Annotated in this window: 25 protein-coding genes; 19 read left to right on the forward strand and 6 right to left on the reverse strand. The window is 46.6% G+C overall.

Annotated features, from left to right (window positions below):
- Position 1 precedes the first annotated feature (1 nt).
- From E0D71_RS00585 to E0D71_RS00595, 3 genes are read left to right on the forward strand one after another with little or no spacing between them, the layout of a single operon-like run.
- The gene (locus E0D71_RS00585) at positions 2-1,003 is read left to right on the forward strand and encodes an ABC transporter ATP-binding protein (protein ID WP_133001366.1); all 1,002 of its coding nucleotides are present in this window, start codon (positions 2-4) and stop codon (positions 1,001-1,003) included.
- Positions 1,004-2,014: an oligopeptide/dipeptide ABC transporter ATP-binding protein gene (locus E0D71_RS00590; RefSeq protein WP_133001367.1), complete on the forward strand. Its 1,011-nt coding sequence runs from the start codon at positions 1,004-1,006 to the stop codon at positions 2,012-2,014.
- Positions 2,015-2,042: 28 nt separating this feature from the next.
- Positions 2,043-2,963, forward strand: a complete 921-nt coding sequence (locus E0D71_RS00595; protein WP_133001368.1) for a LysR family transcriptional regulator — start codon at positions 2,043-2,045, stop codon at positions 2,961-2,963.
- 56 nt (positions 2,964-3,019) lie between these two features.
- Here the strand turns inward: E0D71_RS00595 and E0D71_RS00600 are convergent, their stop codons facing one another.
- The gene (locus E0D71_RS00600; protein WP_133001369.1) at positions 3,020-5,431 is read right to left on the reverse strand and encodes an EAL domain-containing protein; all 2,412 of its coding nucleotides are present in this window, start codon (positions 5,429-5,431) and stop codon (positions 3,020-3,022) included.
- Positions 5,432-5,587: 156 nt separating this feature from the next.
- On the opposite strand from E0D71_RS00600, the gene dbpA reads away from it, so the two are divergent.
- From dbpA to hemG, 7 genes are all read left to right on the forward strand, one after another.
- Complete coding sequence (gene dbpA / locus E0D71_RS00605) at positions 5,588-6,970, forward strand: ATP-dependent RNA helicase DbpA (protein ID WP_133001370.1); 1,383 nt, start codon at positions 5,588-5,590, stop codon at positions 6,968-6,970.
- A 24-nt stretch (positions 6,971-6,994) separates the two neighbouring features.
- On the forward strand, positions 6,995-7,366 hold the full coding sequence (locus tag E0D71_RS00610; RefSeq protein WP_133001371.1) for a hypothetical protein: 372 nt from the start codon (positions 6,995-6,997) through the stop codon (positions 7,364-7,366).
- Positions 7,367-7,721: 355 nt separating this feature from the next.
- Complete coding sequence (gene xdhA / locus E0D71_RS00615) at positions 7,722-9,164, forward strand: xanthine dehydrogenase small subunit (RefSeq protein ID WP_133001372.1); 1,443 nt, start codon at positions 7,722-7,724, stop codon at positions 9,162-9,164.
- On the forward strand, positions 9,157-11,553 hold the full coding sequence (gene xdhB / locus E0D71_RS00620; RefSeq protein WP_133001373.1) for a xanthine dehydrogenase molybdopterin binding subunit: 2,397 nt from the start codon (positions 9,157-9,159) through the stop codon (positions 11,551-11,553). The genes xdhA and xdhB overlap by 8 nt, the downstream gene beginning before the upstream one ends.
- 10 nt (positions 11,554-11,563) lie before the next feature.
- A complete protein-coding gene (guaD, locus tag E0D71_RS00625) occupies positions 11,564-12,865 on the forward strand; it encodes a guanine deaminase (RefSeq protein WP_133001374.1) in 1,302 nt (433 codons plus the stop codon).
- A 21-nt stretch (positions 12,866-12,886) separates the two neighbouring features.
- The gene (locus tag E0D71_RS17370) at positions 12,887-13,030 is read left to right on the forward strand and encodes a hypothetical protein (protein ID WP_165942934.1); all 144 of its coding nucleotides are present in this window, start codon (positions 12,887-12,889) and stop codon (positions 13,028-13,030) included.
- 3 nt (positions 13,031-13,033) lie between these two features.
- Positions 13,034-13,570, forward strand: coding sequence for a menaquinone-dependent protoporphyrinogen IX dehydrogenase (hemG, locus tag E0D71_RS00630; RefSeq protein ID WP_243711890.1), 537 nt, complete (start codon positions 13,034-13,036; stop codon positions 13,568-13,570).
- A gap of 266 nt (positions 13,571-13,836) precedes the next feature.
- On the opposite strand, the gene E0D71_RS00635 is transcribed toward hemG, so the two are convergent.
- A complete protein-coding gene (locus tag E0D71_RS00635) occupies positions 13,837-14,340 on the reverse strand; it encodes a hypothetical protein (RefSeq protein ID WP_133001375.1) in 504 nt (167 codons plus the stop codon).
- Between the two features lie 249 nt (positions 14,341-14,589).
- Between E0D71_RS00635 and E0D71_RS00640 the strand changes: the two genes are divergently transcribed.
- Complete coding sequence (locus E0D71_RS00640; protein WP_133001376.1) at positions 14,590-15,837, forward strand: multidrug effflux MFS transporter; 1,248 nt, start codon at positions 14,590-14,592, stop codon at positions 15,835-15,837.
- Positions 15,838-15,905: 68 nt separating this feature from the next.
- Here the strand turns inward: E0D71_RS00640 and E0D71_RS00645 are convergent, their stop codons facing one another.
- The 3 genes from E0D71_RS00645 to E0D71_RS00655 all read right to left on the reverse strand — a co-directional run bounded on the left by E0D71_RS00645 (position 15,906) and on the right by E0D71_RS00655 (position 17,860).
- Complete coding sequence (locus tag E0D71_RS00645; RefSeq protein WP_133001377.1) at positions 15,906-16,505, reverse strand: TetR/AcrR family transcriptional regulator; 600 nt, start codon at positions 16,503-16,505, stop codon at positions 15,906-15,908.
- Positions 16,506-16,697: 192 nt separating this feature from the next.
- Entirely contained in the window at positions 16,698-17,471 is a 774-nt protein-coding gene (locus E0D71_RS00650) for an oxidoreductase (RefSeq protein WP_133001378.1), read from the reverse strand.
- The gene (locus E0D71_RS00655; protein ID WP_133001379.1) at positions 17,468-17,860 is read right to left on the reverse strand and encodes a VOC family protein; all 393 of its coding nucleotides are present in this window, start codon (positions 17,858-17,860) and stop codon (positions 17,468-17,470) included. The genes E0D71_RS00650 and E0D71_RS00655 overlap by 4 nt, the downstream gene beginning before the upstream one ends.
- Positions 17,861-18,200: 340 nt before the next feature.
- On the opposite strand from E0D71_RS00655, the gene msrA reads away from it, so the two are divergent.
- Complete coding sequence (gene msrA, locus E0D71_RS00660) at positions 18,201-18,827, forward strand: peptide-methionine (S)-S-oxide reductase MsrA (RefSeq protein WP_133001380.1); 627 nt, start codon at positions 18,201-18,203, stop codon at positions 18,825-18,827.
- A 9-nt stretch (positions 18,828-18,836) separates the two neighbouring features.
- On the opposite strand, the gene E0D71_RS00665 is transcribed toward msrA, so the two are convergent.
- Entirely contained in the window at positions 18,837-19,064 is a 228-nt protein-coding gene (locus E0D71_RS00665) for a hypothetical protein (RefSeq protein WP_133001381.1), read from the reverse strand.
- A 187-nt stretch (positions 19,065-19,251) separates the two neighbouring features.
- Between E0D71_RS00665 and E0D71_RS17530 the strand changes: the two genes are divergently transcribed.
- The 7 genes from E0D71_RS17530 to trpA all read left to right on the forward strand — a co-directional run bounded on the left by E0D71_RS17530 (position 19,252) and on the right by trpA (position 24,802).
- On the forward strand, positions 19,252-19,377 hold the full coding sequence (locus tag E0D71_RS17530; protein ID WP_279433426.1) for a hypothetical protein: 126 nt from the start codon (positions 19,252-19,254) through the stop codon (positions 19,375-19,377).
- A 380-nt stretch (positions 19,378-19,757) separates the two neighbouring features.
- Complete coding sequence (locus E0D71_RS00670) at positions 19,758-20,570, forward strand: hypothetical protein (protein WP_207923300.1); 813 nt, start codon at positions 19,758-19,760, stop codon at positions 20,568-20,570.
- A gap of 352 nt (positions 20,571-20,922) precedes the next feature.
- Positions 20,923-21,276: an SHOCT domain-containing protein gene (locus E0D71_RS00675; protein ID WP_133001382.1), complete on the forward strand. Its 354-nt coding sequence runs from the start codon at positions 20,923-20,925 to the stop codon at positions 21,274-21,276.
- Between the two features lie 72 nt (positions 21,277-21,348).
- Entirely contained in the window at positions 21,349-21,705 is a 357-nt protein-coding gene (locus tag E0D71_RS00680) for a MerR family transcriptional regulator (protein ID WP_133001383.1), read from the forward strand.
- A 59-nt stretch (positions 21,706-21,764) separates the two neighbouring features.
- Positions 21,765-22,142 carry a carboxymuconolactone decarboxylase family protein gene (locus E0D71_RS00685; RefSeq protein WP_133001384.1) on the forward strand — a complete coding sequence of 126 codons (378 nt, stop codon included), beginning with the start codon at positions 21,765-21,767 and terminating at the stop codon, positions 22,140-22,142.
- A gap of 594 nt (positions 22,143-22,736) precedes the next feature.
- Entirely contained in the window at positions 22,737-23,996 is a 1,260-nt protein-coding gene (gene trpB / locus E0D71_RS00690; protein ID WP_133001385.1) for a tryptophan synthase subunit beta, read from the forward strand.
- Positions 23,993-24,802, forward strand: a complete 810-nt coding sequence (gene trpA / locus E0D71_RS00695; RefSeq protein WP_133001386.1) for a tryptophan synthase subunit alpha — start codon at positions 23,993-23,995, stop codon at positions 24,800-24,802. Before trpB ends, trpA begins: the two co-directional genes overlap by 4 nt.
- Positions 24,803-24,807: the final 5 nt, after the last annotated feature.

Consider the following 24,807-nt stretch of genomic DNA (forward strand, 5'->3'; position numbering starts at 1 on the left):
TATGAATCTGTTGAGCGTCAGCAACCTGCATGTAAACTTTCATCTTAAGGGCCAAGACTTGGCCGCCTTGATCGATGTTAGCTTTACCCTTAACCGTGGCGAACGCATTGCGATTGTCGGCGAATCGGGGGCGGGGAAATCCATTTTAGGTTTCTCAATTGTTAATCTAGTCGATAAACCAGGCTATATAAAATCAGGCTCTATTAAGCTGCAAAACAAAGAGATCACTACGATGTCTTTACCGCAGCTGCAAGAAGTGCGAGGCAAGCGCATCGCGATGATTTTCCAAGACCCCATGATGACACTCAACCCAGTGTTGACCATTGGCGTACAATTGGTTGAAGCCATCCGCAGTCACACTCGCATTTCTTTCAAAGACGCAAAAAACATCGCCATCGAAAAACTCCACAGCGTGCAGATTGCGTCGCCAGAAAAACGTTTTAATCAATACCCCCATGAATTATCAGGCGGCATGCGTCAACGGGTTATTATCGCCACCGTTTTACTGCTCAACCCAGACATTATTATTGCCGACGAACCCACTACCGCGCTGGACGTGACCATTCAAGCTGAGATCATTCAGTTGTTGCTGGATATTTGCCGCAACAACAGCATGGCGCTACTGCTGATTAGCCACGACTTAGGGGTTGTTTCTCGCGTTGCAGAACGCACCATTGTCATGTACGCCGGCCGCGTCGTAGAAGAAGGTCCTACTCTGGAAATCATCAATGATCCGCAGCACCCGTACACCCAAGGCTTGCTGAATGCGTTGCCGCAAATGGCTTTACCAGGTCAGCGCCTTAATCAAATTCAGGGCAGCATGCCACCGCTTAATGAGCGACCTTCAGGTTGTGCGTTTCATCCGCGCTGCCCGTATGCCACAGACCAATGCCGCCAACAACAGCCCAGTTTCATTCACAGCGGCGTCTCGACCGTGGCCTGTTTTATGGTAGAAGACATGATCAATGACGCCCACCTTGATGACGATGAGGAGAGCCGCTAAATGCCTACTCCTTTGATCCAAATAAGCCACCTTGAAAAGTCCTTCACCACCAATAAAAGTTGGTTTGGCCAGTGGCAAATTGACCGCGGCAAGATTCGACGCAAAAAAGACAGCGTCCACGCCTTAAACGGGGTGAATTTGACCATTAACCAAGGTGAGACATTGTGTGTTGTGGGGGAGACAGGCTGCGGCAAATCCACCTTAGCGCGTGTACTCATGGGGTTAACGCCTGCCAGCAGTGGCGAAGTGCATTATCAAGATCAACGCATCGATCACCTTAACGATCGCCAGCGCATGTTGTTTCGACGTCGTATGCAAATGGTTTTTCAGAACCCATACGCGTCGCTCAACCCAAGAATGACCGTCTATCAAACACTGAGCGAGCCCATCTCCTTCCACAACCCTCAGCTATCCGCGAGCCAAGTGGATGAGAAAATCCATGCGTTACTAGAATCCGTCGGTATTTCCCCTTCTAGCATGGACAACTACCCGAATGAGTTTTCTGGTGGTCAACGCCAGCGCATTAGCCTTGCCCGTGCGCTCTCCGTCGAACCAGATTTTATTATTGCCGATGAACCCTTATCCGCACTGGATGTGTCGGTTCAGGCACAAGTGCTGAACCTGATGATGGACAAACAAGAGGAACGTAACCTCACCTACTTATTCATCACCCATGACCTTGCTGTGGTAGAGCATTTTGCCACTCGTGTTGCGGTGATGTACTTAGGACGCGTTTGCGAATTAGCCAGTACCAGCACACTTTTTAGCGCCCCCAAACACCCTTATACAAAGGCCTTACTCTCAGCGATTCCGCGTCTGGACAACAACACCACACAGCCGATTCGTTTGATGGGTGAAGTACCCACCCAAATGGACAAACCGATTGGCTGTGTTTTTCAAGCACGCTGCCCTTACGCGAATCCGCGTTGCTACAAAGAGTCACCTGAAATGATTCGCCAGCCAGACAACAGCACGGTGGCTTGTCACGCAGTGGATGAGGGTCGTTTATGAGATACGGACGATTACCTAGGGGGGCCTCATGGAAATAAGGTGGCTTGAAGATTTTATCGCCCTCGCAAAAACGCGGCACTTTTCGCGCGCGGCCGATGAGCAAAATGTGACTCAACCAACGTTTAGCCGACGCATTAAACTGCTCGAAGAAGAAATGCGCGTCACGCTCATTGATCGTAACACCTTGCCGTTATCGCTGACGCCAGCAGGCGAAGTGTTTCTGCAAAGCGCAGAACTCATTACCAGACAATTAAGAGACACAAAAGAACGCTGCCAAGAAATTCGCAAACAAGAAGAGTCTCAAATACGCTTTATTTCAACACAAACCTTGTTTCTCAGCTTTTACAAAGAAGCCATCGAACCTTTCTGCGCAAGCATTGGCATGGAAATGGACGTCAATATGAAGTCGAGTTCTTGGCTCGGCATCGACTTTGTCAACGCCTTGGTCAATCAACAGTGTGACCTCATGCTGTGCTATTGGCACCCTGCGATTAATTTCATACGCGCACTGGACGACGATCAGTATGACTATCTCGTCATTGGCGAAGAAACCCTCATCCCTTGCAGTGCAACCGATGAAAATGGCGAACCTAAATACGCGCTACCAGGCATGAAACGTAAGCCACTTCCTTATATTGGCTATTATGAAAACTCATTCCTACAGCCCATTATCAGCCACCATTTACAGCGTCAACGCGAAGTGCCACAGCTGCAAACACTGAACGAGAATTACCATTCAATCAGCGTGAAAGCCATGATAAAAGAAGGTTACGGCCTAGGATGGGTGCCGAAAAGATTGCTGTTGGACACATTAAGCTATGGCAAGGTGGCGCTGGCGGGCGAAGAAAACTGGCACATTCCCTTAGAAATACGACTTTATCGGTCTCGATTAAACCAGAGCCCCAACCTAAATCAGCTCTGGAACAGCCTAAAAGAAAAAATGACCTAACCTTTGCCGGTTAGGTCATTTTGATCGTGCACGGGTTAGGTTGCGCCTACGACACGCTAATTCTCTAATGTGCCATCGCCTTCTTGCTGCTCGCGCAATGCGACTATCATAGGGTCGTTTACCATCGAACTTGCCCCCAATGCTGCGCTAAACAAATACCCTTGACCAATATCACAACCGTAACTTTTTAGCCGCTCTAATTGATCCGTTCGGGTAATGCCTTCAGCGATGACTTTGAGGTTTAAATCATGACTTAGATTGATAATGGCTCTGGTCAACGCATCATGATCAGGGTCTTCCATAATGTCTCGAATAAAGACCTGATCGATTTTTACGTAATGGAATGGCAAGTCTTTTAGGTAACTTAAGCTTGAATAACCGGTTCCAAAATCGTCAATCGCCAATTTCATACCCAGCTGACTGACTTGCCTTAAGAGCTCTGCACAGCTTTCTGCGTCTTCAATCAAAATCGACTCGGTCACCTCAAGCTCTAACAAGCTCGGATCGATTTTGTATTTGTCCAACAAGCCCAATAAGTGCGCTAAGAAATTCGGTCGTTTTAATTGCGCAGCAGAACAATTGACCGCAATCGGAGGCACTTGAATGCCCTCTTCTCGCCACACTACTATGTGCTTGCAGGCTTGTTCAAAAACCCACTCGCCCAACAGCAAGATAATCCCAGTTTGCTCTGCAACCGGCACAAATTCAGCAGGAGAAACCCAACCCAATTCGCTGTCTTCCCAACGCAACAAGGCTTCTAAGCCAACACATTTTTGCGTACTTAGGTCCACTTTAGGTTGAAATTGCAGCTCCAACACATCGTCTTGCAAGGCCTGACGTAAACGCGTTTCAATGCGCACATTGCGCGACAAACGCGCGCCCATCTGAGCGTCGTAAAAATAATAAGTGGCACGTCCCGCCGTTTTGGCTTCATACATTGCCATGTCGGCGTTCTTCACCAATGTCTCGGCATCTAGACCATAATCTGGGTACAAGGCAACCCCAATGGAGCAACCTATGTTGAGTGTCCGCCCATCGATAAAGTAACTTTGGCTGACCTGCAGAATGACTTCTCGACACAAACCTTCTAAATAGGCGTTCTTTTCATGCTCTCTCAATACCAACAGCACTAAAAACTCATCCCCACCCAAACGGCCAATAACGGCCTCGTCAGGAAGAACAGAGCGTAAACGCTGGGCCACCTTAATCAACAGCTTGTCGCCAGTCTCATGACCAAAGGCGTCATTAATGGTTTTAAAATAATCGAGATCCATGAAGAAAGACGCCAATTTCTGATCTTTCAAACGGCATCGGCGAATCAGCGTATTAAGCTCTGTTTGGATTTTGTAGCGACTAAACAGCCCCGTTAATTCATCAATTTCTATGTGGTCACTGGCCAAACGCAAGGCCTGATTGTAGGCGTTGGCGAGTAATTTCACGTACCAACTGAGCAATACGGCCAATAAGCTGAATATCACAAAGGCCACGATAATCAGCCCCCAGTTAACCAAGCTCGGGAAGCTGGAACTGTAACGTGTGTCGACACGCCAACTGCGCCCTGCAAAATCAATAACATGGGTGTTGTAAACGCCTTTCGACCAATAGATTTCATGGTTCGGGTCGAAATCTCTACCATGACTTGAGTCGGCAAACCAAACTGGGTGTTCAGGGCTATCGCTCACATCAGAAATACGATAAGAAAAACCTCGCTCACTGTGACTTTCTAGCTGCTGCTTGAGGCCTTTCACATCAAAAATAACCCCAATAACGCCATAAAAACCCAACTCGTCGGTCACTCTACCCTTTAGGTTATCTAGGGGAAGATAAATAGAGCGCCTTAATACAAACTTATCCGGTTTTACCGATTCAGAACCTGAGGCTATCGACATTATCTGCGACATAACTAAGGATTTAGCGCTTCTAATACGTTGAATTACCTGATGGTTTACATAGCTAGGCTCTAATAAGTCAAAGCCTGGGTTACTCGTAAAGGGATAACCATAGGTCAGAGGCAAATAGCCTTCGCGCGCTCCTCTTGGGGTGATATTAAAGTCCATTTGCCCCATTAAGCTGCGCTGTTGCTTTAGATAAGCATTGAGATGGTCATGGGGGACATATTTGGCAAAATAGACCCGTAAGGATTGGTTTTTTTCAGTGGATTCGTATTGCTTACTCGCACGCTGAAAAATATCGTAGGTGAGCGCCTCATTGGTGGATTGCACCATGACAGAAAAAGACGTCACTTCTTTGCCATAATTTTCTAGCGCATCTTTTAATAGCGCAACAAACTCATCGCCTGCGATTTGTTCGTCGGACAAGATGTGTTGCTTTTCTTCATGATACAAAGCCAAGCAGGTTGTGATACCGCAAAAGAAAACAATCGAGAAAACGATAAGATACGCATGTTTTACATGGCGTCTTGTCGAAGCGACTAACCAACTATCTCGGTGATTTACAGGTTCATTCAAAAAGCGTGTTCCCTATTAAAACGGTATCTTTTTATATTATCGGTAACTTTACTTAAAATGCACGAATGAAACACCCCATTATTTACAAAAACCAACAACAAAAACGCTTTTCTGTTATTCTTAGGGCTTATTTATTTTGATATATACAGGCCTTTCGTGACCCAGTTTTCTCTCTCTTCAGACATTGCCTTGCCAACAAAACTTACCTCTCTGTTAACAGACATGGGGTTTACGGCATTTACTCCCATACAAGAGCAAAGTCTTCCTGCCATGATTAATGGCAAAGATATTCTCGCTCAAGCACAAACGGGGAGCGGAAAAACGCTGGCTTTTGCGATCGGCCTTTTGCTTAAAATCAACCCTCGTTACTTTGGTGTACAAGCGCTCGTCATGTGCCCAACCCGTGAACTTGCAGACCAGGTTTCCAAAGAAATCCGTAAAGTGGCGCGCTTTTTAGAAAACATCAAGGTATTGAGTTTGTGTGGCGGCATGCCCTTTGGGCCACAAATTGGCTCACTAGAACACGGCGCCCACATTGTGGTTGGCACACCAGGTCGCTTAATGGAACACTTGCGCAAAGGCACACTAAAACTCAATGCCTTGAGCACCTTGGTGTTGGATGAAGCCGATCGTATGCTAGACATGGGCTTTGTTGACAGCATTCGTGAAGTGGTTGAGCTGACCCCAAGCAATCGCCAAACATTATTGTTCTCAGCCACTTATGGCGACACAATTGAAGCACTGAGCAGTGAATTTCAGAACAAGCCTATTTCGATCCAAATCGAAGTTCAAGAAGACCTCAAGCCTAATATCGAACAATTTTTTATCCGCAGCGAAAACGCGGCGAAATGTGAAACCTTATTAGCCACATTGCAGCACTTCGACCCACGCCAAGTGATCGTCTTCTGTAACACTAAAATTGAATGTCAAAATGTAGCGGATTGGTTAAGTGAGCACAAAGTAGCCGCTCAAGCGATCCACGGTGATTTAGAACAAAAGCAACGCGATCAAGTCTTAGTGCGTTTTAGTAACCAAAGCAGCTGTGTCTTGGTCGCGACCGATGTGGCCGCTCGAGGCATTGACGTAAAAGAAGTCGACCTCGTCGTTAACTATGACACCACCCGCGACACTGACGTCCACACTCACCGTATTGGCCGAACCGGTCGTGCTGGTGCTTCTGGTATCGCCGTTAACCTTGTCACCTCAAAAGATGACTATAAGATCCGAGACATAGAAACTCGCTTCGGAATTACAGCCAATTACGTCGAGTTGGATGCACTGGACCCGTCTTATCGTCTTGTTCCTAATAAAGCGACGATCGCCTTTGATGCTGGCCGTAAAAATAAACTTCGTCCAGGCGATATTTTGGGTGCGTTAACCGCGGGCATTGGTTTAGACAAATCCCAAGTAGGCAAAATCGATATTTTTGACTATCAAGCTTATGTCTCTGTAGATGGCAAAGAAGCCAAACGCGTCGTCAAAGAGCTAGAAGACAAAAAAATCAAAGGCCGACACATTCGCGCACGCATTTTGCGCTAATAGGTTAGAGAAACGACACGCACCATGATGAAACATGCGCCGCCATTTTGGCAATCGTCAATCGCTCAATTACTTGGCTTTGTCGGCGGCTGGTTACTCATCAGCTACACCACCCTCACCCCGATGGAGCAGCTTCCTGCTGTCGCGGGGTCAGACAAGCTTCATCATGTTTTGGGGTTTGCAGGGTGGTCATTGTTGTGTGTGTTTGGGCCTCGAAAACGCTTCTTTGTCATGGCGCTTTTTATTTTTCTATGGGGCGGCGCCATTGAGTTAATTCAACCTAGCGTTAATCGTTATGGTGAATGGGCAGATTTTTTCGCCGATGGCGTTGGCGTATTGTTGGTGGTGACGGGCGCGCTCTTTGTGTCCAGAGCAAGCAGCAAAGCCTCCCCCTAACTCAGATTCATCTAGCCGCGATTACGCCCAGAAATAAGCCCTCAGAAACACACCGCGCGACACAAACCACACCGTCAAAGAACGCACCAAAATAAACAGACCGCCCACTATTTAAGCACACGCCATAAAATCCAGACAAAGGTTTGACAAAACATAACCGATCGGTCAAAGTTTTGTTTATAGCGTCAAATTATCGTGGCAGATCCTGCCCAAAATACCAATATGATGCCCATGTTCTACCGTTTAAATAAGCACTAAAGAGCGCGAACTGGAACGCGGTAAATACGATGTAATGGGCTGATTACATTCGTCACCAGCATCGCAAAAAAGCAGACTGCTTTCAGGAGAGACAACCGTGATTCAATTTTTACTGAATCAAGAGCTTCGTCAAGAAGACAACCTAGACCCAAATTTGACGGTATTAAATTACCTGCGCAATACGCTCACCAAAACCGGCACCAAAGAAGGCTGTGCTTCCGGTGATTGTGGTGCCTGTAGTGTGGTGTTGGCTGAGGTTGTGGCTGGCCGTTTACGCTATCGCAGTGTGAATTCTTGCTTAACCTTTGTTTCTGCCCTGCATGGTAAACAACTCATCACAGTGGAAGACCTAAAACACCAGCAAACCTTACACAGCACCCAACAAGCCATGGCCGATTGCCACGGTTCTCAATGCGGTTACTGCACCCCAGGCTTTGTTATGTCGCTTTTTGCTCTGCAGAAAAACGCAGAACAGTATGATCCAGCACAAACCAGTGAAGCGTTAGCGGGTAATTTGTGCCGATGTACTGGCTATCGCCCTATTTACGACGCGGCAAAACAGAGTTGCGAAAACAAACAGGCGGATCAGTTCGACGCCCAAGAAGCCGACACCATATCTAGATTGGACGCCATCAAACCGATCAGCAACACAGAGTTACAAGGTAAAAATCGTCGAGCTTATTTGCCAACCAGCAGCCAAGAACTGGCGCAGCTTTATCAACAACACCCAGATGCGCATTTATTAGCTGGCGGCACCGATTTGGCCCTAGAAGTCACCCAGTTCCACCGCGCGCTCGATAAGGTCATCTACCTTGGTAATGTCACAGAGATGAAGCAAGTGACAGAAACAGACACCATGATAGAGATTGGTGCTGCCACGCCTCTCACGGACTGTTACGCCGTACTCGCTCAGTATTACCCTGATTTTGGTGCGTTGCTGCACCGCTTTGCCTCCTTACAAATCCGCAACCAAGGCACCTTTGGCGGCAACATTGCAAACGCCTCTCCCATTGGCGATTCTCCCCCTTTGCTGATCGCGCTCGACGCTCAAGTGCAACTAAGACAAGGCGACAGCACGCGCCTTATTGCGATTGAAGATTACTTTTTGGACTACAAAAAAACCGTACGTCAATCGAGCGAGTTTATTGAGAAAATTTTGGTGCCAAAACCAACCCACGCGACATTCAAAGCTTATAAGGTATCAAAGCGCATAGACGACGACATTTCAGCCGTTTGCGCGGCCATGAACATAACAATCCATGCCGGCAAAGTCACCACCGCCAGGCTTGCGTTTGGTGGTATGGCGGCGATCCCAAAACGCGCCAGCCATTGTGAGCAAGCCCTCGTCGGACAAGCATGGTCACAAAGCACCATAGAAAACGCGTGCGCTGCCCTCGCGCGAGACTTCACTCCACTGAGTGACTTTAGAGCCTCGAAAGAATACCGCCAATTGGTGGCACAAAATCTATTGCGCAAATACTTCATCGAGACCACGTCTAACCCAGACCACCTGATAACGCGAGTAACGGCCCATGTCTAATCATTCCGCCCCAGAGCTCAGCCAAGCAGAATTAGAACGCTTATTCAAAGCCAACCTTAAAACCGGGGTGGGCCGCGGCATTAAACACGAAAGTGGCGACAAGCATGTCAGTGGCGAAGCGCAATACATAGACGACAAATTAGAGTTTCCTAATCAGCTCCACGTGTATGTGCATACCAGCGAATACGCTCACGCCAAGATCCTTAATATAGACACCAGCGCCTGCTTAACCATGCCAGGCGTGGTGCGTATTATTAGCGCGCAAGATGTGCCAGGTGAACTGGACGTTGGCCCAGTACTAAAAGGCGACCCCTTGCTTGCCGATGGACTGGTTGAATATTACGGCCAGCCGATTGTTGCGATTGCCGCCACCAGCCACGAAGCCGCCTTGCAGGCCGCTAAAGCCGTCAAGATAGACTACCAACCCCTGACGCCCATTCTTGATGTTAAAGAGGCACTAGAAAAACAGCACTTCGTTCAAGACAGCCACCAGCTGGTCATTGGCGACAGCGCGACCGCGCTCGAAAAAGCCCCTCTGCGCCTACAGGGTGAACTCTATATTGGTGGTCAAGAGCACTTCTACCTCGAAACCCAAGTGGCCTCTGTGATGCCTGCTGAAGACGGCGGCATGATTGTCTATTCCAGCACGCAAAACCCGACCGAAGTACAAAAACTGGTGGCCAGCGTGCTTGGCATCAGCATGAACAAAGTCTTAGTGGACATGCGAAGAATGGGCGGCGGCTTTGGTGGCAAAGAAACTCAAGCCGCCCCGATCGCGTGCTTGTGTGCGGTGTTTGCCCACCTAACCGGACGCCCAACAAAAATGCGCCTACCGCGCATGGAAGACATGTCGATCACCGGCAAACGTCACCCGTTTTATGCACGCTACGACGTTGGTTACGATGCCAACGGACGCGTGTCGGCGCTGAACATGGAACTCGCTGGCAACTGTGGCTATTCGCCGGATTTATCCGGCTCCATTGTCGATCGCGCCATGTTCCACGCGGATAACGCGTATTTCTTCGAGCACGCCACCATTACGGGTTATCGTTGCAAAACCAACACAGCGTCAAACACCGCTTATCGTGGCTTTGGCGGCCCACAAGGCATGGTGCCGACAGAAGACATTCTCGATGCCATTGCCCGTCAATTGGGCAAAGACCCATTGGACATTCGCCGCTTGAATTATTACGGCACCAACGAGCGCAATATGACTCCGTACCACCAAACGGTTGAGCACAATATTCTGCCGGAGATCACCGAAGAGTTAATCGCCAGCTGCGATTATTACGCGCGCCGCGACGCCATTAAAGCCTTCAATGCCAGCAGCCCGATTCTTAAAAAAGGCTTGGCACTCACTCCAGTAAAATTTGGTATTTCGTTTACCAATTCTTTTTTGAACCAAGCCGGCGCCTTGATACACATTTATACCGATGGCACGATTCATTTGAACCATGGCGGCACCGAAATGGGCCAAGGTCTGAACACCAAGGTTCAACAAATCGTCGCTCAAGTGTTTCAAGTAGAAACCGACAAAATCCAAATCACCGCCACCAACACAGAAAAAGTACCGAATACATCGCCAACCGCGGCGTCTTCCGGTACGGATTTAAACGGCAAAGCGGCACAAAACGCCGCCTTAACCATCAAGCAGCGTTTGATCGACTTTTTGGCAAGCCATTATCGAGTTTCGCCAGAAGACATTGAATTCAATAATGGTCAGGTTAAAGTCCGTGACACTTACCTCTCGTTTGAATCCCTGATTGAATTGGCTTATCTAAATCAGATTTCCTTATCGAGCACAGGTTTCTACAAAACCCCCAAAATTCACTACGATCGTGCCACCGCCAGTGGTCGTCCGTTTTATTACTTTGCTTACGGTCTGGCCTGTTGTGAAGTCATCGTCGATAGCTTTACTGGTGAATACCACTTTACCCGCACCGACATTCTTCATGATGTGGGCGCCACCTTAAACCCTGCCATCGACATCGGGCAAATTGAAGGAGGTTTTATTCAAGGTATGGGCTGGCTAACCAGCGAAGAATTAGTCTGGAATGATCAAGGTCGTCTCATGACAAGCGGCCCAGCAAGTTATAAAATCCCTGCCATTAGCGATATGCCGAATGATTTACGAGTCACCTTGGTAGAAAGCCGTAAAAACCCTGAAGACACGGTTTACCATTCAAAAGCCGTAGGCGAACCGCCCTTTATGTTAGGCATTGCTGCTTGGTGTGCTATTAAAGACGCGGTTGCATCCGTGGGCGAGTATCGCTTCCACCCAGACATAGACGCGCCAGCCACACCAGAACGAGTGCTGATGGGCATTGAATCCATTCGAAAGCAATCCATTCGAAAGCAATCGAACCGAAAACAAACGAACAACCCGTAAGAGAGACACCATGAGTCAACTAAAAGCCTGGCGTGCCGCCATCATACATTGTATTGCGGACCCTAAAGACGTCGGTGTAGAACACGCCTATGAATATTTTGAAGACGGTTTGCTGATTGTCGACAACGATAAAATCAGCGCCATTGGTCACGCCAAAGACCTCTTAGCGACCTTGCCTGCAGACACTCTGATAGAACATCATCCAGAGGGTTTGATTACCCCAGGATTTATCGACACGCACATTCATTATCCGCAAACCGACATGATCGGCTCTTACGGCGAACAATTGCTCACTTGGCTAAACACTTACACCTTTCCAGAAGAAGGCAAATTCCACGACAAAGCCCATGCCCGCGACGTCGCAGATCGCTTTTTGCAAGAATTATTGCGTAACGGCACCACCACCGCCTTGGTATTTGGCACTGTACATAAAGTCTCTGTGGAGGCGTTTTTTGAAGCCAGCGAAGTTCATAACCTACGCATGATTTGTGGCAAAGTCATGATGGACCGCAATGCACCAGAGTATTTAACCGACACCCCAGAAACCAGCTACCAAGAAAGCAAAGAATTGATCGAGGCTTGGCACAACAAAGGCCGTTTGCACTATGCGATCACGCCTCGTTTCGCGCCAACCAGCTCAGACGAGCAGCTATCGCTTGCTGGCCAACTACTCAACGAATACGACGATGTTTACATGCACACTCACCTGTCAGAAAACAAAGACGAGTGCGCTTGGGTTCAGGATTTGTTTCCTGAGAGTAAACACTATTTAGGCGTATACGATCACCACCAATTACTCAGTGAACGCTCAGTCTTTGCCCATGGTATTCACTTGTGCGACAGCGAATATCATCGCCTGCACGAAACCGGCTCAGCGATTGCTTTTTGCCCAACCTCTAACCTTTTCATTGGCAGTGGCTTATTCAAACTTGGCAAAGCAGAAGAACATAACATCCATGTTGGTATGGGAACCGATGTGGGCGGCGGCACCAGCTTCTCAATGCTGCAAACATTGAATGAAGCCTACAAGGTCATTCAGTTGCAAAATGAAAACCTAAGCCCTATCAAATCGCTGTATCTTGCGACCCTAGGTGGTGCAAAAGCATTACGTTTAGAAGAGAAAATTGGTAACCTTATGGTGGGCACCGAGGCGGACTTTGTCATTCTGGACAAGAAAGCCACTCCGCTTATTTCTTCTCGCTTAGCCCTTTCGAAAAGCATCGAAGAAAGCCTCTTTGTCTTTATGACCTTAGGCGACGACCGAGCGATTAAAGCCACGTATTCAGCAGGACAGTGTGTTCACCAGCGCTGATCCAAAAAAGGGAAACAGACAATGACCAGCCCACTCGTTACCATCGCCCTAGGCGGCTTCGCTATTTTTTTTGTTGGCCTTGCGGTTATTGCAGGACTCGTCATCCTCAAAAAATACAAAGCAGAACAGCTAAGAATAAAAGGGAAAAATGAGCGAGGAAGCTAGGTCATGAGCCATTCTGTGGGCAAAATATTGATGCTGTATTCCAGTGTCGATGGGCACACGCATGCCATTTGCTTGCGACTTGCTGAGCAACTCAACGCGAACTACGCCATTACCTTGCATTCCCTTGATGACGCGGCTCTCCCAAATCCACTGCAATTTGACAAAATCATCCTAGGGGCCAGTATTCGCTACGGCAAACACAGGCCCAATGTCGAACAGTTTATTCGTCAATATAAACGCTTATTAAACGACAAACCCAGCGCTTTTTTCAGCGTCAATTTGGTGGCTCGAAAAGCCGAAAAGAACACCTCAGACAGCAACCCTTACCTGCAGAAATTACTCACTCAGTGTGATTGGCAACCTCAGCTAAAAGGGGTTTTTGCGGGGAAAGTAGATTATCAAAAATACCGTTTTTTTGATCGACAAATGATTCGTATCATCATGTGGATGACGAAGGGACCCACCGCACTTGATAGCTCAATCGATTACACAGATTGGCCGTCGGTAGACGCCTTTGCGCAACGCATTCATCAGCTATAATTTTCCACAGCGGCGCCTTCTGCTACAATAGCAAGATCTCAAATAGGACCCTTTACCATGAACTACGCGCCTCTTTCTTTTGCTATTTTTGTTCTGCTTTGTCTTGGCCTTGCTTTAACGATTGCCGTGCTGCAGATAAAAAAGAACAAAAATAAAAAGTAACCGTCATGCTAGGCGTCATCGACCGCGCAGATTGATGACGTCTTATTTCTTTTGAGCCTATTGTATTTCTCTTGAAAGCCGCTAAATAAAGCCACTCTCAAACGTTAAGGGTAGAGCCGCACTATGCCGGTTTCACCCGCCATGTCCCCCACTATCCAGACTTTCTCAAAGGCATGGGGCTCAGGCATGGTAATCAAGTGCTCTAACGCCTTAATCCCTTCTTTGCTCCACGCCGGATGCGCATTGCGGATCACCAACCACACCCGTTTTGATTTGTATTTTTTACCGGACTTATTTTCTAGAATTCGATTCAGTGCTTGTAACAGCCGACTGTCTGCGGGTTCGCTTTCAAGCTTATGAAGCGCGGCGCGGGTTTTGTCGGTCAAATCGCGTCCTAAAATGGCCATGGCTTCTGGCTCATCGCCGTACAAATGCGCAATTTCCAGATCCAAAGGCTCTCCCTCTAACAGACAAGACACGTCGGGACGAATGGGATTATTATGCCAAATATGACGAATTCTTTTGCCGGTATTGCGCTCATACCAACGCATAAACAACTTGGCCGCTTGATGCTCTAAGGCGATTTTTTCTTCTTCGCTGTGAGACATAAATCCTCCCTTTTATACGACATGGAGAGTTTGCTCTTGATACTTTCCTCAATAGACGCGGCATAACAGCCCCTATTTATTAAGTATTAGATTACTTCATGAAAATCCCGAGCGCACCACTAAAATACCCCAAGCCCATTTAATCCCATGATGCCTAATAACAAGCTCCTGCCTGAGCGTAATATTAGGTTATAATATCGCGCCCGCTTTCTCGCGGAATCTCTTTATGGCCATCTACTTGGATACATTATGGAAAATCATCAAAACAGTGCGGCGTCAGGCATGTCATCAAAAGAGTTTACCATTCTTGTCGCTCTACTAATGTCTATTGTCGCTATTTCAATCGACGCACTATTGCCAGCGCTTGGCATTATAGGAAAGGACCTAAACGCCACCTCGGCCAATCAGCCACAACTACTGATTAGTATGCTGTTTTTAGGCATGGCCATTGGTCAACTGATTTGCGGGCCCTTGTCAGACTCTCTAGGACGTCGCCCTGTGCTGTTTGGTGGCTTTGCTCTTTACTTGGTGGGCACGGTTATTTGCTACCAAGCCAACGACTTAGAAACCTTGATGATTGGACGTTTTATTCAGGGATTAGGCGTGGCTGGACCTTATATTTCCGCCATTTCTCTCGTTCGAGATTTGTATCACGGCTCGCAAATGGCGCGAATTATGTCATTGGTGATGATGATCTTTATGCTGGTCCCCGCCATTGCTCCGACCCTAGGACAAGCCATTCTACTGCTTGATGATTGGCGTGGCATTTTTGAAATGTACTTGGTGTATGCGGTTATTTTAATCGCTTGGATTCTATTTCGCTTAAAAGAAACCCTACCCAAAGAAAACAGAATCCCCTTCACGAGAAAAGGCTTTTATGAAGGCTTTAAAGAAGTACTGACCAACCGTATTACCGCCAGTTACACCGTCTGCATGGGGCTCTTTTTTGGCAGTTTTATCGGCTATTTAAATTCCGCTCAACAGATTTTTCAAGTGCAGTTTAAAACCGGCACCTTGTTTTCTCTCTACTTTGGCTTATTGGCGGTTGTACTTGGCATTTCGTCCTTGATTAACTCGCGCATCGTCGAAAAGCATGGCGCCAAACACATCGCCTTTCGTGGCATTTACAGCGTGGTCATCGCGTCGGCTATCTTTTTAACTTTGCACGCCTTTGTCACCATCACCCTATGGATGTTTTTACTCTATGCTGCGGTGTTTTTCTTCTGCTTTGGCTTACTGTTTGGCAATATTAACGCCTTAGCCATGGAGCCAATGGGGCATGTTGCGGGCATTGCCTCTGCGGTGATTGGGTCGGTTTCGTCGATTATGTCGATGCTCATCGGCACCATTATTGGGCAAATGTACGACAACACACTCATCCCCATCGCCAGTGGTTTTACCCTGTTTGGCGGCATCGCACTGGGCATCATGTATTGGGCCGAAAAAGGCAGAATAGAAGAAGACGAAGACACTGCGGTTGAAGCTGGCTCAATCTAATCTTAAGCCAGTGCCGCTCTGAACAATAAGCCGAGTAATGGTGAGACCCATAGCTTTTTTATGGATAGCTACTCGGCTTTTTTATGGATAATCAGGCTTAATTGACGCTCTAGCACATCGACAGGTAAAGCCGTTTGATTTAACAAACTTGGTGTTAACAGCGCTTCTTTACTGATCGCTTTGAGCACAAAAAAGTTTTCAGAAGGCACTTTATAGGCGTCTAACCAAGCCAATAACACACGCTCCAATACCGCTTCAAACTGAGCAAAAAGCGCCACCGTCGTCGCGGCCATTTTATGCTGTTCACCCAATAAAATACGATACACTGCCAAGCGTTTAGCACTATTTGACCAAGCCTTCCACAGGGCAATCCAACCCGCAATAATCCCGCTATGGTCTAGGGCGCCCTGCTCAAGATACGCTTGAGCAAAGGTTTTCTGCGTCACTAACGCCTCCTTCATTTCAACATCGGCCTGCTCAATCAAGGACTCAAGCACCGATTCCCAGAGCACCAGTTTAGTCGGAAAGTTGCTGTATACCGTTGGTTTTGACACTGCCGCCGTGATGACAACTTGGTCAATGCTCGTGCCTTGGTAGCCCTTCAATGTGAACAGCTCTGCCGCCGCCTCAATAATCACGCCTTTTTTGCTGGGTCTTCCTCGTGCCACACCCTTCTCCTAATCTGACTTTGTCTTACGAAGTATTCTAACCCATTGATTCAAAAATAGTTTCATTTTCAAGATTAGGGCACACATTCACTAAGAAAAATGCCAGAAAAGGCACCATAAAAACACCAGCCAGCCTAGATTATCAATGCTTTACAGCAGAGTACTAGAAGCCCATTGCGCCCTACCTTTCTCTTACAGTTCAAACAACACATCGCTGCGAACAATGTATTTTACACCTTGCGTGATAAGCTCTGAGCCATGCAAACAATGCAGCGGATGGCTCCCATGAGGGAAAAGCAATAGACCACCTGCTGGCGTACGAACATTGACTGCTTGAGCGTCTTTTACTTTTCTCGCCGGTCTATCTGGGTTCATTTGGTCTACTAGAAACTGCGTTTCTCCGCCCTCAAAGTCTTCACTTAAAAAGATCAAACACGTGTATAAACTGTAACGATCCCCAAAAGCGTCTACCTCAGGTCGACCATTGATGATTTTACTGCCAGGCCAAGCCCCATCCGTATGCGTACTAAAAAAATCCCCCGCCTGATAACGGTAAAAACGACAGCGCTGATTAAGCCCCAATGCCGCTTTGCCTAATTGAGAGGCTTCACTGGCAAAAAACGAGCCGATTCGCCCCCAGATTTTTCGCTCTGTGGCGTCATCAACCACCCAATTAAGATTCATGTTATGGCGAACATTGCGACCAAGAGACACAGCGGCGTCTTCTGTGTAACCCATGGCCTCTGTTGCCTCAATAAAAGACAAACACTCTTCTTGGCTAAGTACATTTAATAGTTGAAACGCACCGGGAACGCCTGCTATGTCATGGCGTTCAATATTACTGCTTGGCTGATCCGACAAGCCCAAAGGATTCTCATGCACACTCCCCCAAAGAGGCAAGCGGTGAGAAGTACGGCCTGATTCATAAGCCGCGACAAAAAAACGTTCTTGGTGGGTATGGTTCATAAAGTAGGAATGCCTTTTATTTCAAGAATAAGGTTTTCAGGAGCACGTACGAAAATCTGCTTAACAGGAGAGTTAGGGACAGACGAAATAGAATAATCCAGCCCCATACGATCAATACGCGCCATGGTTTCAGAGTAGTCATCACTGAAAAAACACACATGATGCACTACGTTTTGTTCGCTATAAAATGCGTGAGCCGCCTCTTTACCACGACTCATTGACTGGCCAAAGATATGAATAACGTCTTTGTCGCCCGCAAATAAAAAATAGCCATTAAAATTCAGACCAGGACGATCACCGACGTGCAAATCCAGCAACTCAACCAAAAAGTCTCTCATCACTTCTGGCTGTTTAGCGCTTAATGAAAGATGGTCAAATCGAATGTTCATGAATAACTCCTGACGTATATTATGGCTAGGCACGGTGCGCTAAAGACTAGAAAGAGGCGTGCATGAAGGTTTTGTTTGAAAGGAAAATGGCGAGACATCACAACATGATAAACATTCAAACAGTATGGCTAACGACCTCTGATGTTCGTAACCAAGAGCGCCATGATATCGTGCGGTTCATGGACTTAACACAGCGTAAAGATTGAATCACTTACTAATTAAATTAGAGAATCTTGAGGCGCGCTTTTTCTTGGCGCTGTGTGTAATAAATTGGCTGTCTGCTACGTCAAACTATGAACGCAAAAGAGACAAACACCTTAAAACGAAAAAGGCCCCTATTATGTTCATGACCAAACGACTTAAAACAACCATCGGGCTTGGAATTCTCGCCAGCGCTTCTTTTTACATGACCGCCGCCCAAGCAGACACGCAAACCATGATAGTAGCCGGTGGGTGTTTTTGGTGTGTCGAATCCGACTATGAAAAAGTGCCTGGCGTCTTAGACGTGGAATCTGGCTACATTGGCGGCCACACGCAAAACCCAACCTACGGCCAAGTCTCAGGCAAACACACAGGCCACTTCGAAGCGGTGAGGATTCAGTACGACGACACCAAAACCTCCCTTGCCGTGTTATCAGATTACTTTTGGAAAACCATCGACCCAACGGACCCAAATGGCCAATTTTGTGACAAAGGCGCACCCTATAAAACAGCCATGTTTTATCAAAACGAAGAACAGAAAGCGGTGTTCGATGCTTCCTTAAAAAACGTCGAAGCAAACAAACCCTTTAGCGCCAAAATAGTCACCGAAATCCTACCCGCTAAAACCTTTTATCCAGCGGAGGAATACCACCAAGATTATTATAAGAAGAACCCGTTCCGTTACCGCTTTTACCGCAGCAGCTGTGGCCGCGATAACAAAATAGAAAGCCTCTGGGGCGACGTCGCCAGCAAGGCTTACCACTAAAAGCCAAGCTTAATAAAAAACGCCCCAGGCACCGACATTAAAGGGATTTAAAGGTGCCTGTCCTGTTGGCAATGTTTGTACCTTCCATTCAAACAATTTGTATTCCTGAGCTTTATTCCGCTCTGCTGAGCGTGTAACTTTTTTCAATTGATAAAAAAGTAACCAAAAAATCTCTTTAAGACCTTTAGCGTATCGTTTCCGTAGCGCAGGAAAGGAAAGCATTTGTACGTCGATCATTTAAGGAAGGTGTTTAGCGTCTTTTTAGATGGAGAAACATCATCAAACACGGCCTCAGAAACGTCATCAAGTCGCGCAACTTCGTTGCATCGAATAAAGATATTTATAGCTTCAAAGCTTTATAAATCATCGAAAACACCGATTGAACGTAGGTCAGCATGGACGGAGGAACGACGGGAATCTGACGATGAAAGCAACGCTTTCACAAGACAATCTTGCCGCAGCACTAGACACTCAAAGCAAACCACAGCCAGGGAGCAAAAAACGAGAAAGCAGTCTGGTAATCTCAACCAACTCGCGTTACATTTTGTAAACAAAGGAATGGAAGCAAAGTAACTAACGGATGGTTAAGCCTCGTATAACACCTTATTTCTATTCCCTCATTAAAAACTGAGTACGTAACGTGCTCGCTTAACCAGATTATGTTTTTTTAGAGAGCCTATACCAAAAACGAGAAACCAAGTAAAGTTGTTGTAAATGCATTGATTAGCTCTCTTCCAACAGCGGCATCGATTGCCTCTATTGGTTCCCTCATTGTATCGTTGTTGCCAGTTTAGTAATAATTGCAATTTAACAAGTTGCTCAAACGGACACAAACAGTTGGCTGTGATCGTTCCTCGCAAATTATAGCCAACTATTTTTAGCCGCTTAGCAAAGCGTTAGCCGTCACCCTAGTTCAACATCGAGTTAAAAATGGAAATTGAGAACAGCCAAGACTTTTTTGAATCAGAGCCACCAAAAACTGACTTTTGGCTATTATTCAAAGTTTCAACGTATGAAAGGCTTCAGCAAATGCAGAAAGGCCTTTTGTATATGAATAGCCTGGATTATTTTTCAAACTTAAAAAATGAAGAATCACTAGCGTTGAGAGTCGATGAGCTGGAAGAGGTATACGGTATCTTACGAGCTGGCCCAAATGAAAAAGGCTTCTCTACTCTTTCTCTTAAACAAGGTAATGGAGAGGAATTGGACCTAGGTTCTGAAGTAATACTTACTGCGAAATTTCCACGACCAAAAAACACGGTGCTATTTTGTATGGGGGCACTGGCTGATGGCCAAGACGGAGTGATCCCAGGAGAAATAGATGATCAAATTATCTTTGATAAGCAATTCCTTGAATTTGGTTCACATATACTTCTGATAAACAATTCTACAGAATTCTCAAAACGCATCAATGCAGCATTGGCTCAGGAGACTTCCGCTTTTGGCTCTAAGTTCTTCCATGGCGGATATGGAATGGTAGACTACAAAGATCTTGAAAACTATTCGGGCCCGATAGGCTTGTACACTAAAGATTCTAAATACTCTTGGCAAATGGAGTTTAGGATTTCTTTCGGTGTAGAAGATAGTTGCCTAAATAGTGATGGAGCTTTTGAGTTCAATATCGGTGACTTAACAGATATTAGTCAAATCATCCCTGTGCAAGCATTGATTGATGAACCAATGAGAGTCAAAAGAAGAACATTTGTTAAAGTCGGTGATACTTACGAGCAAATCAGCGGCTAACAAGTGCTTCAAATGGGACGCCTACGGCGCCCCTTAAGCAGGCGTTAAACATGCCTGTCCTAGTTAATGGTCCTAATATATACCGCTCAGCCAAACACATAAGCTCTCACGAATAAGATTTAAACATGCCTGTCCTAGTAAATACTGTTTAGCCAAAATCTGATTTTTTAGGTAGCATATAAAAATCAGTTTCTTATATGGATTTTTTAAGGTTTTCAAAACATGCGAACGCGAATACGTACTATTTAATTATTATAAAGGAGAGGTTGTAAATTATTTCTTTACTATATTTTTATCATTAATTATTACAGGGTGTGCCACTTCAGGAAAAATTAATGGTGTACAAATTGGCATGACAAAAGAAGATGCTATAAATATTATGGGGAATCCCGTTAGCATTAGCGCCAAAGGCGACACCGAATACCTTAATTACAAGTTATCCGAAACTGATGATGACGCTTTTCTTGGCTGGACATCTCCGTATTATATACGACTAATAAATGGCAAAGTTGAATCTTATGGGCGTACTGGTGATTTTGACAGCACCCATAAAAACACTATTCAAATTAAAAATGATAAAAATGTGGAAAGTCAAGGTAGTAGCGACTTATACACTGAGTTACGAAAATTAAAAGAGCTTCGAGATGAAGGTGTACTTACCGAAGATGAATATCAAATACAAAAGAAACGGGTTCTTAGCAAGTAATGCATAACAAGGCCAAGCTCAATCGGAATTTAAACATACCTGTCTTAGTTAATGCCCCCTAGAGGAAAGATTGTGAATGTAAAAGAATTCTCGAAATTAACAGGGCTGTCGGCTCATACTTTACGATATTACGAAAAGATCGGCTTGTTAAAAAACATTAACCGTAATCAAAGTGGTCACAGGGTTTACTCTCCCAAAGACACCGATTGGATCAATTTTGTTATTCGTCTAAAAGACACTGGAATGCCTCTTCAAGAAATACTGAGTTATGCATCAATGCGGAGCAATGGAAGTGAAACTCTAGTTTGCCGACAACAGCTACTTGAAAATCATCGCCTGAATTTGAAATCTCATATTCAGAAACAACAAGAGCACCTTGAAGCTTTGGAGCATAAAATTCAGTTATATAAATCAGGAAAAGTGTCTTGACTTAGAGTTAACTCTAAGATGTATCTTCATCTCCTAAATTCAATCTTAGGAGAATATTTATGGAAAACACACGACTTAAAATTGGCTTAGAGCACTTAACTCAGATAGACGGAGAAGCGGGACAGAAGGTTATTGATAGCTTGGAGGATATTTGTCCTGATCTAGCTCGTTTTACAATAGAGTATCCATTTGGTGATATCTATTCACGTAATGGCTTAGACCTTAAATCGAGAGAAATCGCTACGGTAGCAGCACTAACCGCGCTTGGTAACTGTCAGCCTCAGCTCAAAGTCCACCTTAAAGCAGCCCTTAATGTCGGCTGCTCTGAAGAAGAGGTCAAAGAAATAATCCTACAAATGTCTGTTTATGCAGGCTTTCCAGCAGCACTTAATGGCATGTTTGCATTTAAAGAAGTCCTCAACGAACACGGAGCATAACAAGCACATCAGGTCGCTCGCAAGCTCAATGGGACACAAAAACTACGTGGCGGTTTACGCTTGGCGCTTCGCCCCAGTTTAACTAAATCGCCGCTATGTTTTGGGGCTCCTTATTCGAGGATTTAAACATGCCTGTCCTGACCAATCTACCCCCACCAACAACAGCCCCAACGCCCGCCAACACTGGGATTTAAACATGCCTGTCCTAGTTAATGGTCCCAATAAATACCGCTCCGCAAAAAACATAAGCTCTCACGAATAACGCCAGAGCGATTCTTCGCGCCTGCGCGGGGAGCGGAGGTGTTGTTCATGAGAGCGACCGTTAACCATGCCTGTCCTGACCAATCTCTAACCAATCTGCACCCATCAACAACAGCCCCAACGCCCGCCAACACTGGGATTTAAACATGCCTGTCCTAGTTAATGACCCTGATAAATACTCGCTAAAGCGATCCTTTTCCCTGCGCGGGAGCGGAGGTGCCGTTCATGAGAGTGGTAAGTCTTTTGTCATTTAACGAAACCACCTTGACGTGAACCGTTAACCTCCATTATATTAACTAAACGGTATAGTTAAATAATTAAATGGAGAACACCATGAAAAGCGAGAACGGTTTCTACGGGCAGTACGGCGGAAGCTACATTCCTGAGATCCTTTATTCGAGTCAGCAGCAAATATTGCACGCTTTCGAAGACGCTAAAAACGACCCTGCTTTTCTTGCTGAGCTGCACAAACAATGGCAGCAGTTTTCCGGCCGCCCTACGCCACTCACTTTTTGTGCGAATCTAACAGAGCACTTCGGTGGCGCACAGATTTACCTTAAACGCGAAGACCTAAACCACAGCGGCGCCCACAAGATGAACAATGTGATTGGCCAAGGTTTATTGGTCAAACGCATGGGCAAAAAACGCGTAATCGCTGAAACAGGCGCAGGCCAACACGGTATTGCTACCGCGCTTGTGGCTGCGCGTTTAGGCCTTGAATGCACTATTTACATGGGCGCCAAAGACATAGAACGCCAATACCCAAATGTGTTTTGGATGAAGCAATTAGGTGCCACTGTGGTGCCTGTTACCACCGGCGCTCAAACCTTACGAGACGCGTTAGATGAAGCGTTGCGTGACTGGTCCTCTAGCCACGAAGACAGCCATTACCTGATCGGAACCTCTTGTGGTTGTGCGCCCTTCCCAGAAATGGTGGCGTTTTTCCAATCGGTCATTGGTGACGAAGTGCGTGAGCAAAGCGTCGCGCAATTTGGGCAATTCCCCGACCGCCTCTATGCCTGCGTCGGCGGAGGCTCCAATGCTTGTGGGTTGTTTTTGCCTTTCCTTGATGAAAAAGACGTTGCCATGGTCGGCGTAGAAGCTGGCGGTAAAGGTCTGGCGCTAGGCGAGCACTCTATTCGCCTCTCTCACAACCTAGGCCAGCCGGGCATAGCGCAAGGTTTTGCGACCATGTTCCTACAAGACCAAGCGGGGCAATTACAAGAAACTCATTCGATCGCCGCGGGTTTAGATTACGTTGGTGTGTCGCCCATCATTGCCCACCTTGCTGAAACGGGTCGTATCCAAATGACCTATGCCATGGACGATGACGTCATTGCGGCCTGTACTTTGCTACTGAAAAAAGAAGGCATTATTCCTGCGCTGGAATCGTCTCATGCCTTAGCGGGTGCTTTTAAAGACGCGCCCAATTTACCTAAGACATCGCGCATCGTGATCAACCTTTCCGGTCGTGGCGATAAAGATATTTTTAATGTCGCAAAAGCCGTTCAGGACGAGGCGTTTCCGCAGTTTTTGAACGACTATCTGGCCACTTACCCTGTGACAACCGACAATAAGGAGCAAAACGCATGAGCCAGTTAGCCGCTTTTATTCACGAAAAAAAGAGTGCCCAACAAGCGGGTCAAAAAAAGCCGATTTTGTCGATGACTCATGTGGTTTATGGGTATCCGAGTGTGCAAGAAAGTCTCGACTGGATGGCTCGCTTGATGGAAGAAGGCGTGGATTTTATTGAAGTGCAATTTCCGTTTTCTGACCCAGTGGCCGATGGCCCAAGTATCGTCGCGGCTTGCCATAAAGCATTAGAACAAACGCTCGACGTAGACACCTGTTTAACGCAACTTGGCGAGCTGGCAAAAGGCTTTCCAGAGAGCCGTATTGTGCTGATGAGCTACCTCAACCCTATGTATCGCTTTGGGTTAGACAAGCTGGCGAAACGTGCGGCCGAAGAGAACATATTGGGGTTAATCTTACCGGATTTTCCGATTGAGCAATCAACCGACTACATTGCCGCCTGTAAAGCCAATAACATCGATCCCATTTGGTTAGTGACCCCTGTCACGCCGAGCGATCGTCTCGAAATGCTCGCCAGTAAAGCGTCTGGCTTTCTGTATTGTGTGGCGCGCTCAGGTGTAACCGGTCATTCGAGCCATGAAGGCACCAGCCACCTGACCCCGATGGACGAATATTTGGCACACATTAAAGCCCATGCTAACGCACCGATGGGCGTTGGTTTTGGCCTTCGTGAACGCAGTCAAATTGAAGACCTTATTGGCAAAGCCGATGTGGCGATTTTAGGCTCTGCCCTGTTAGACGCGTACAACCAAGGCGGACAAGACGCCGGTATTGCTCTGCTTCGTGATCTGTTTCCAACACACTAAGATGC

The sequence above is a fragment of the Marinomonas sp. KMM3893 genome, assembly GCF_004352855.1.
Lineage (GTDB): Bacteria > Pseudomonadota > Gammaproteobacteria > Pseudomonadales > Marinomonadaceae > Marinomonas > Marinomonas arenicola.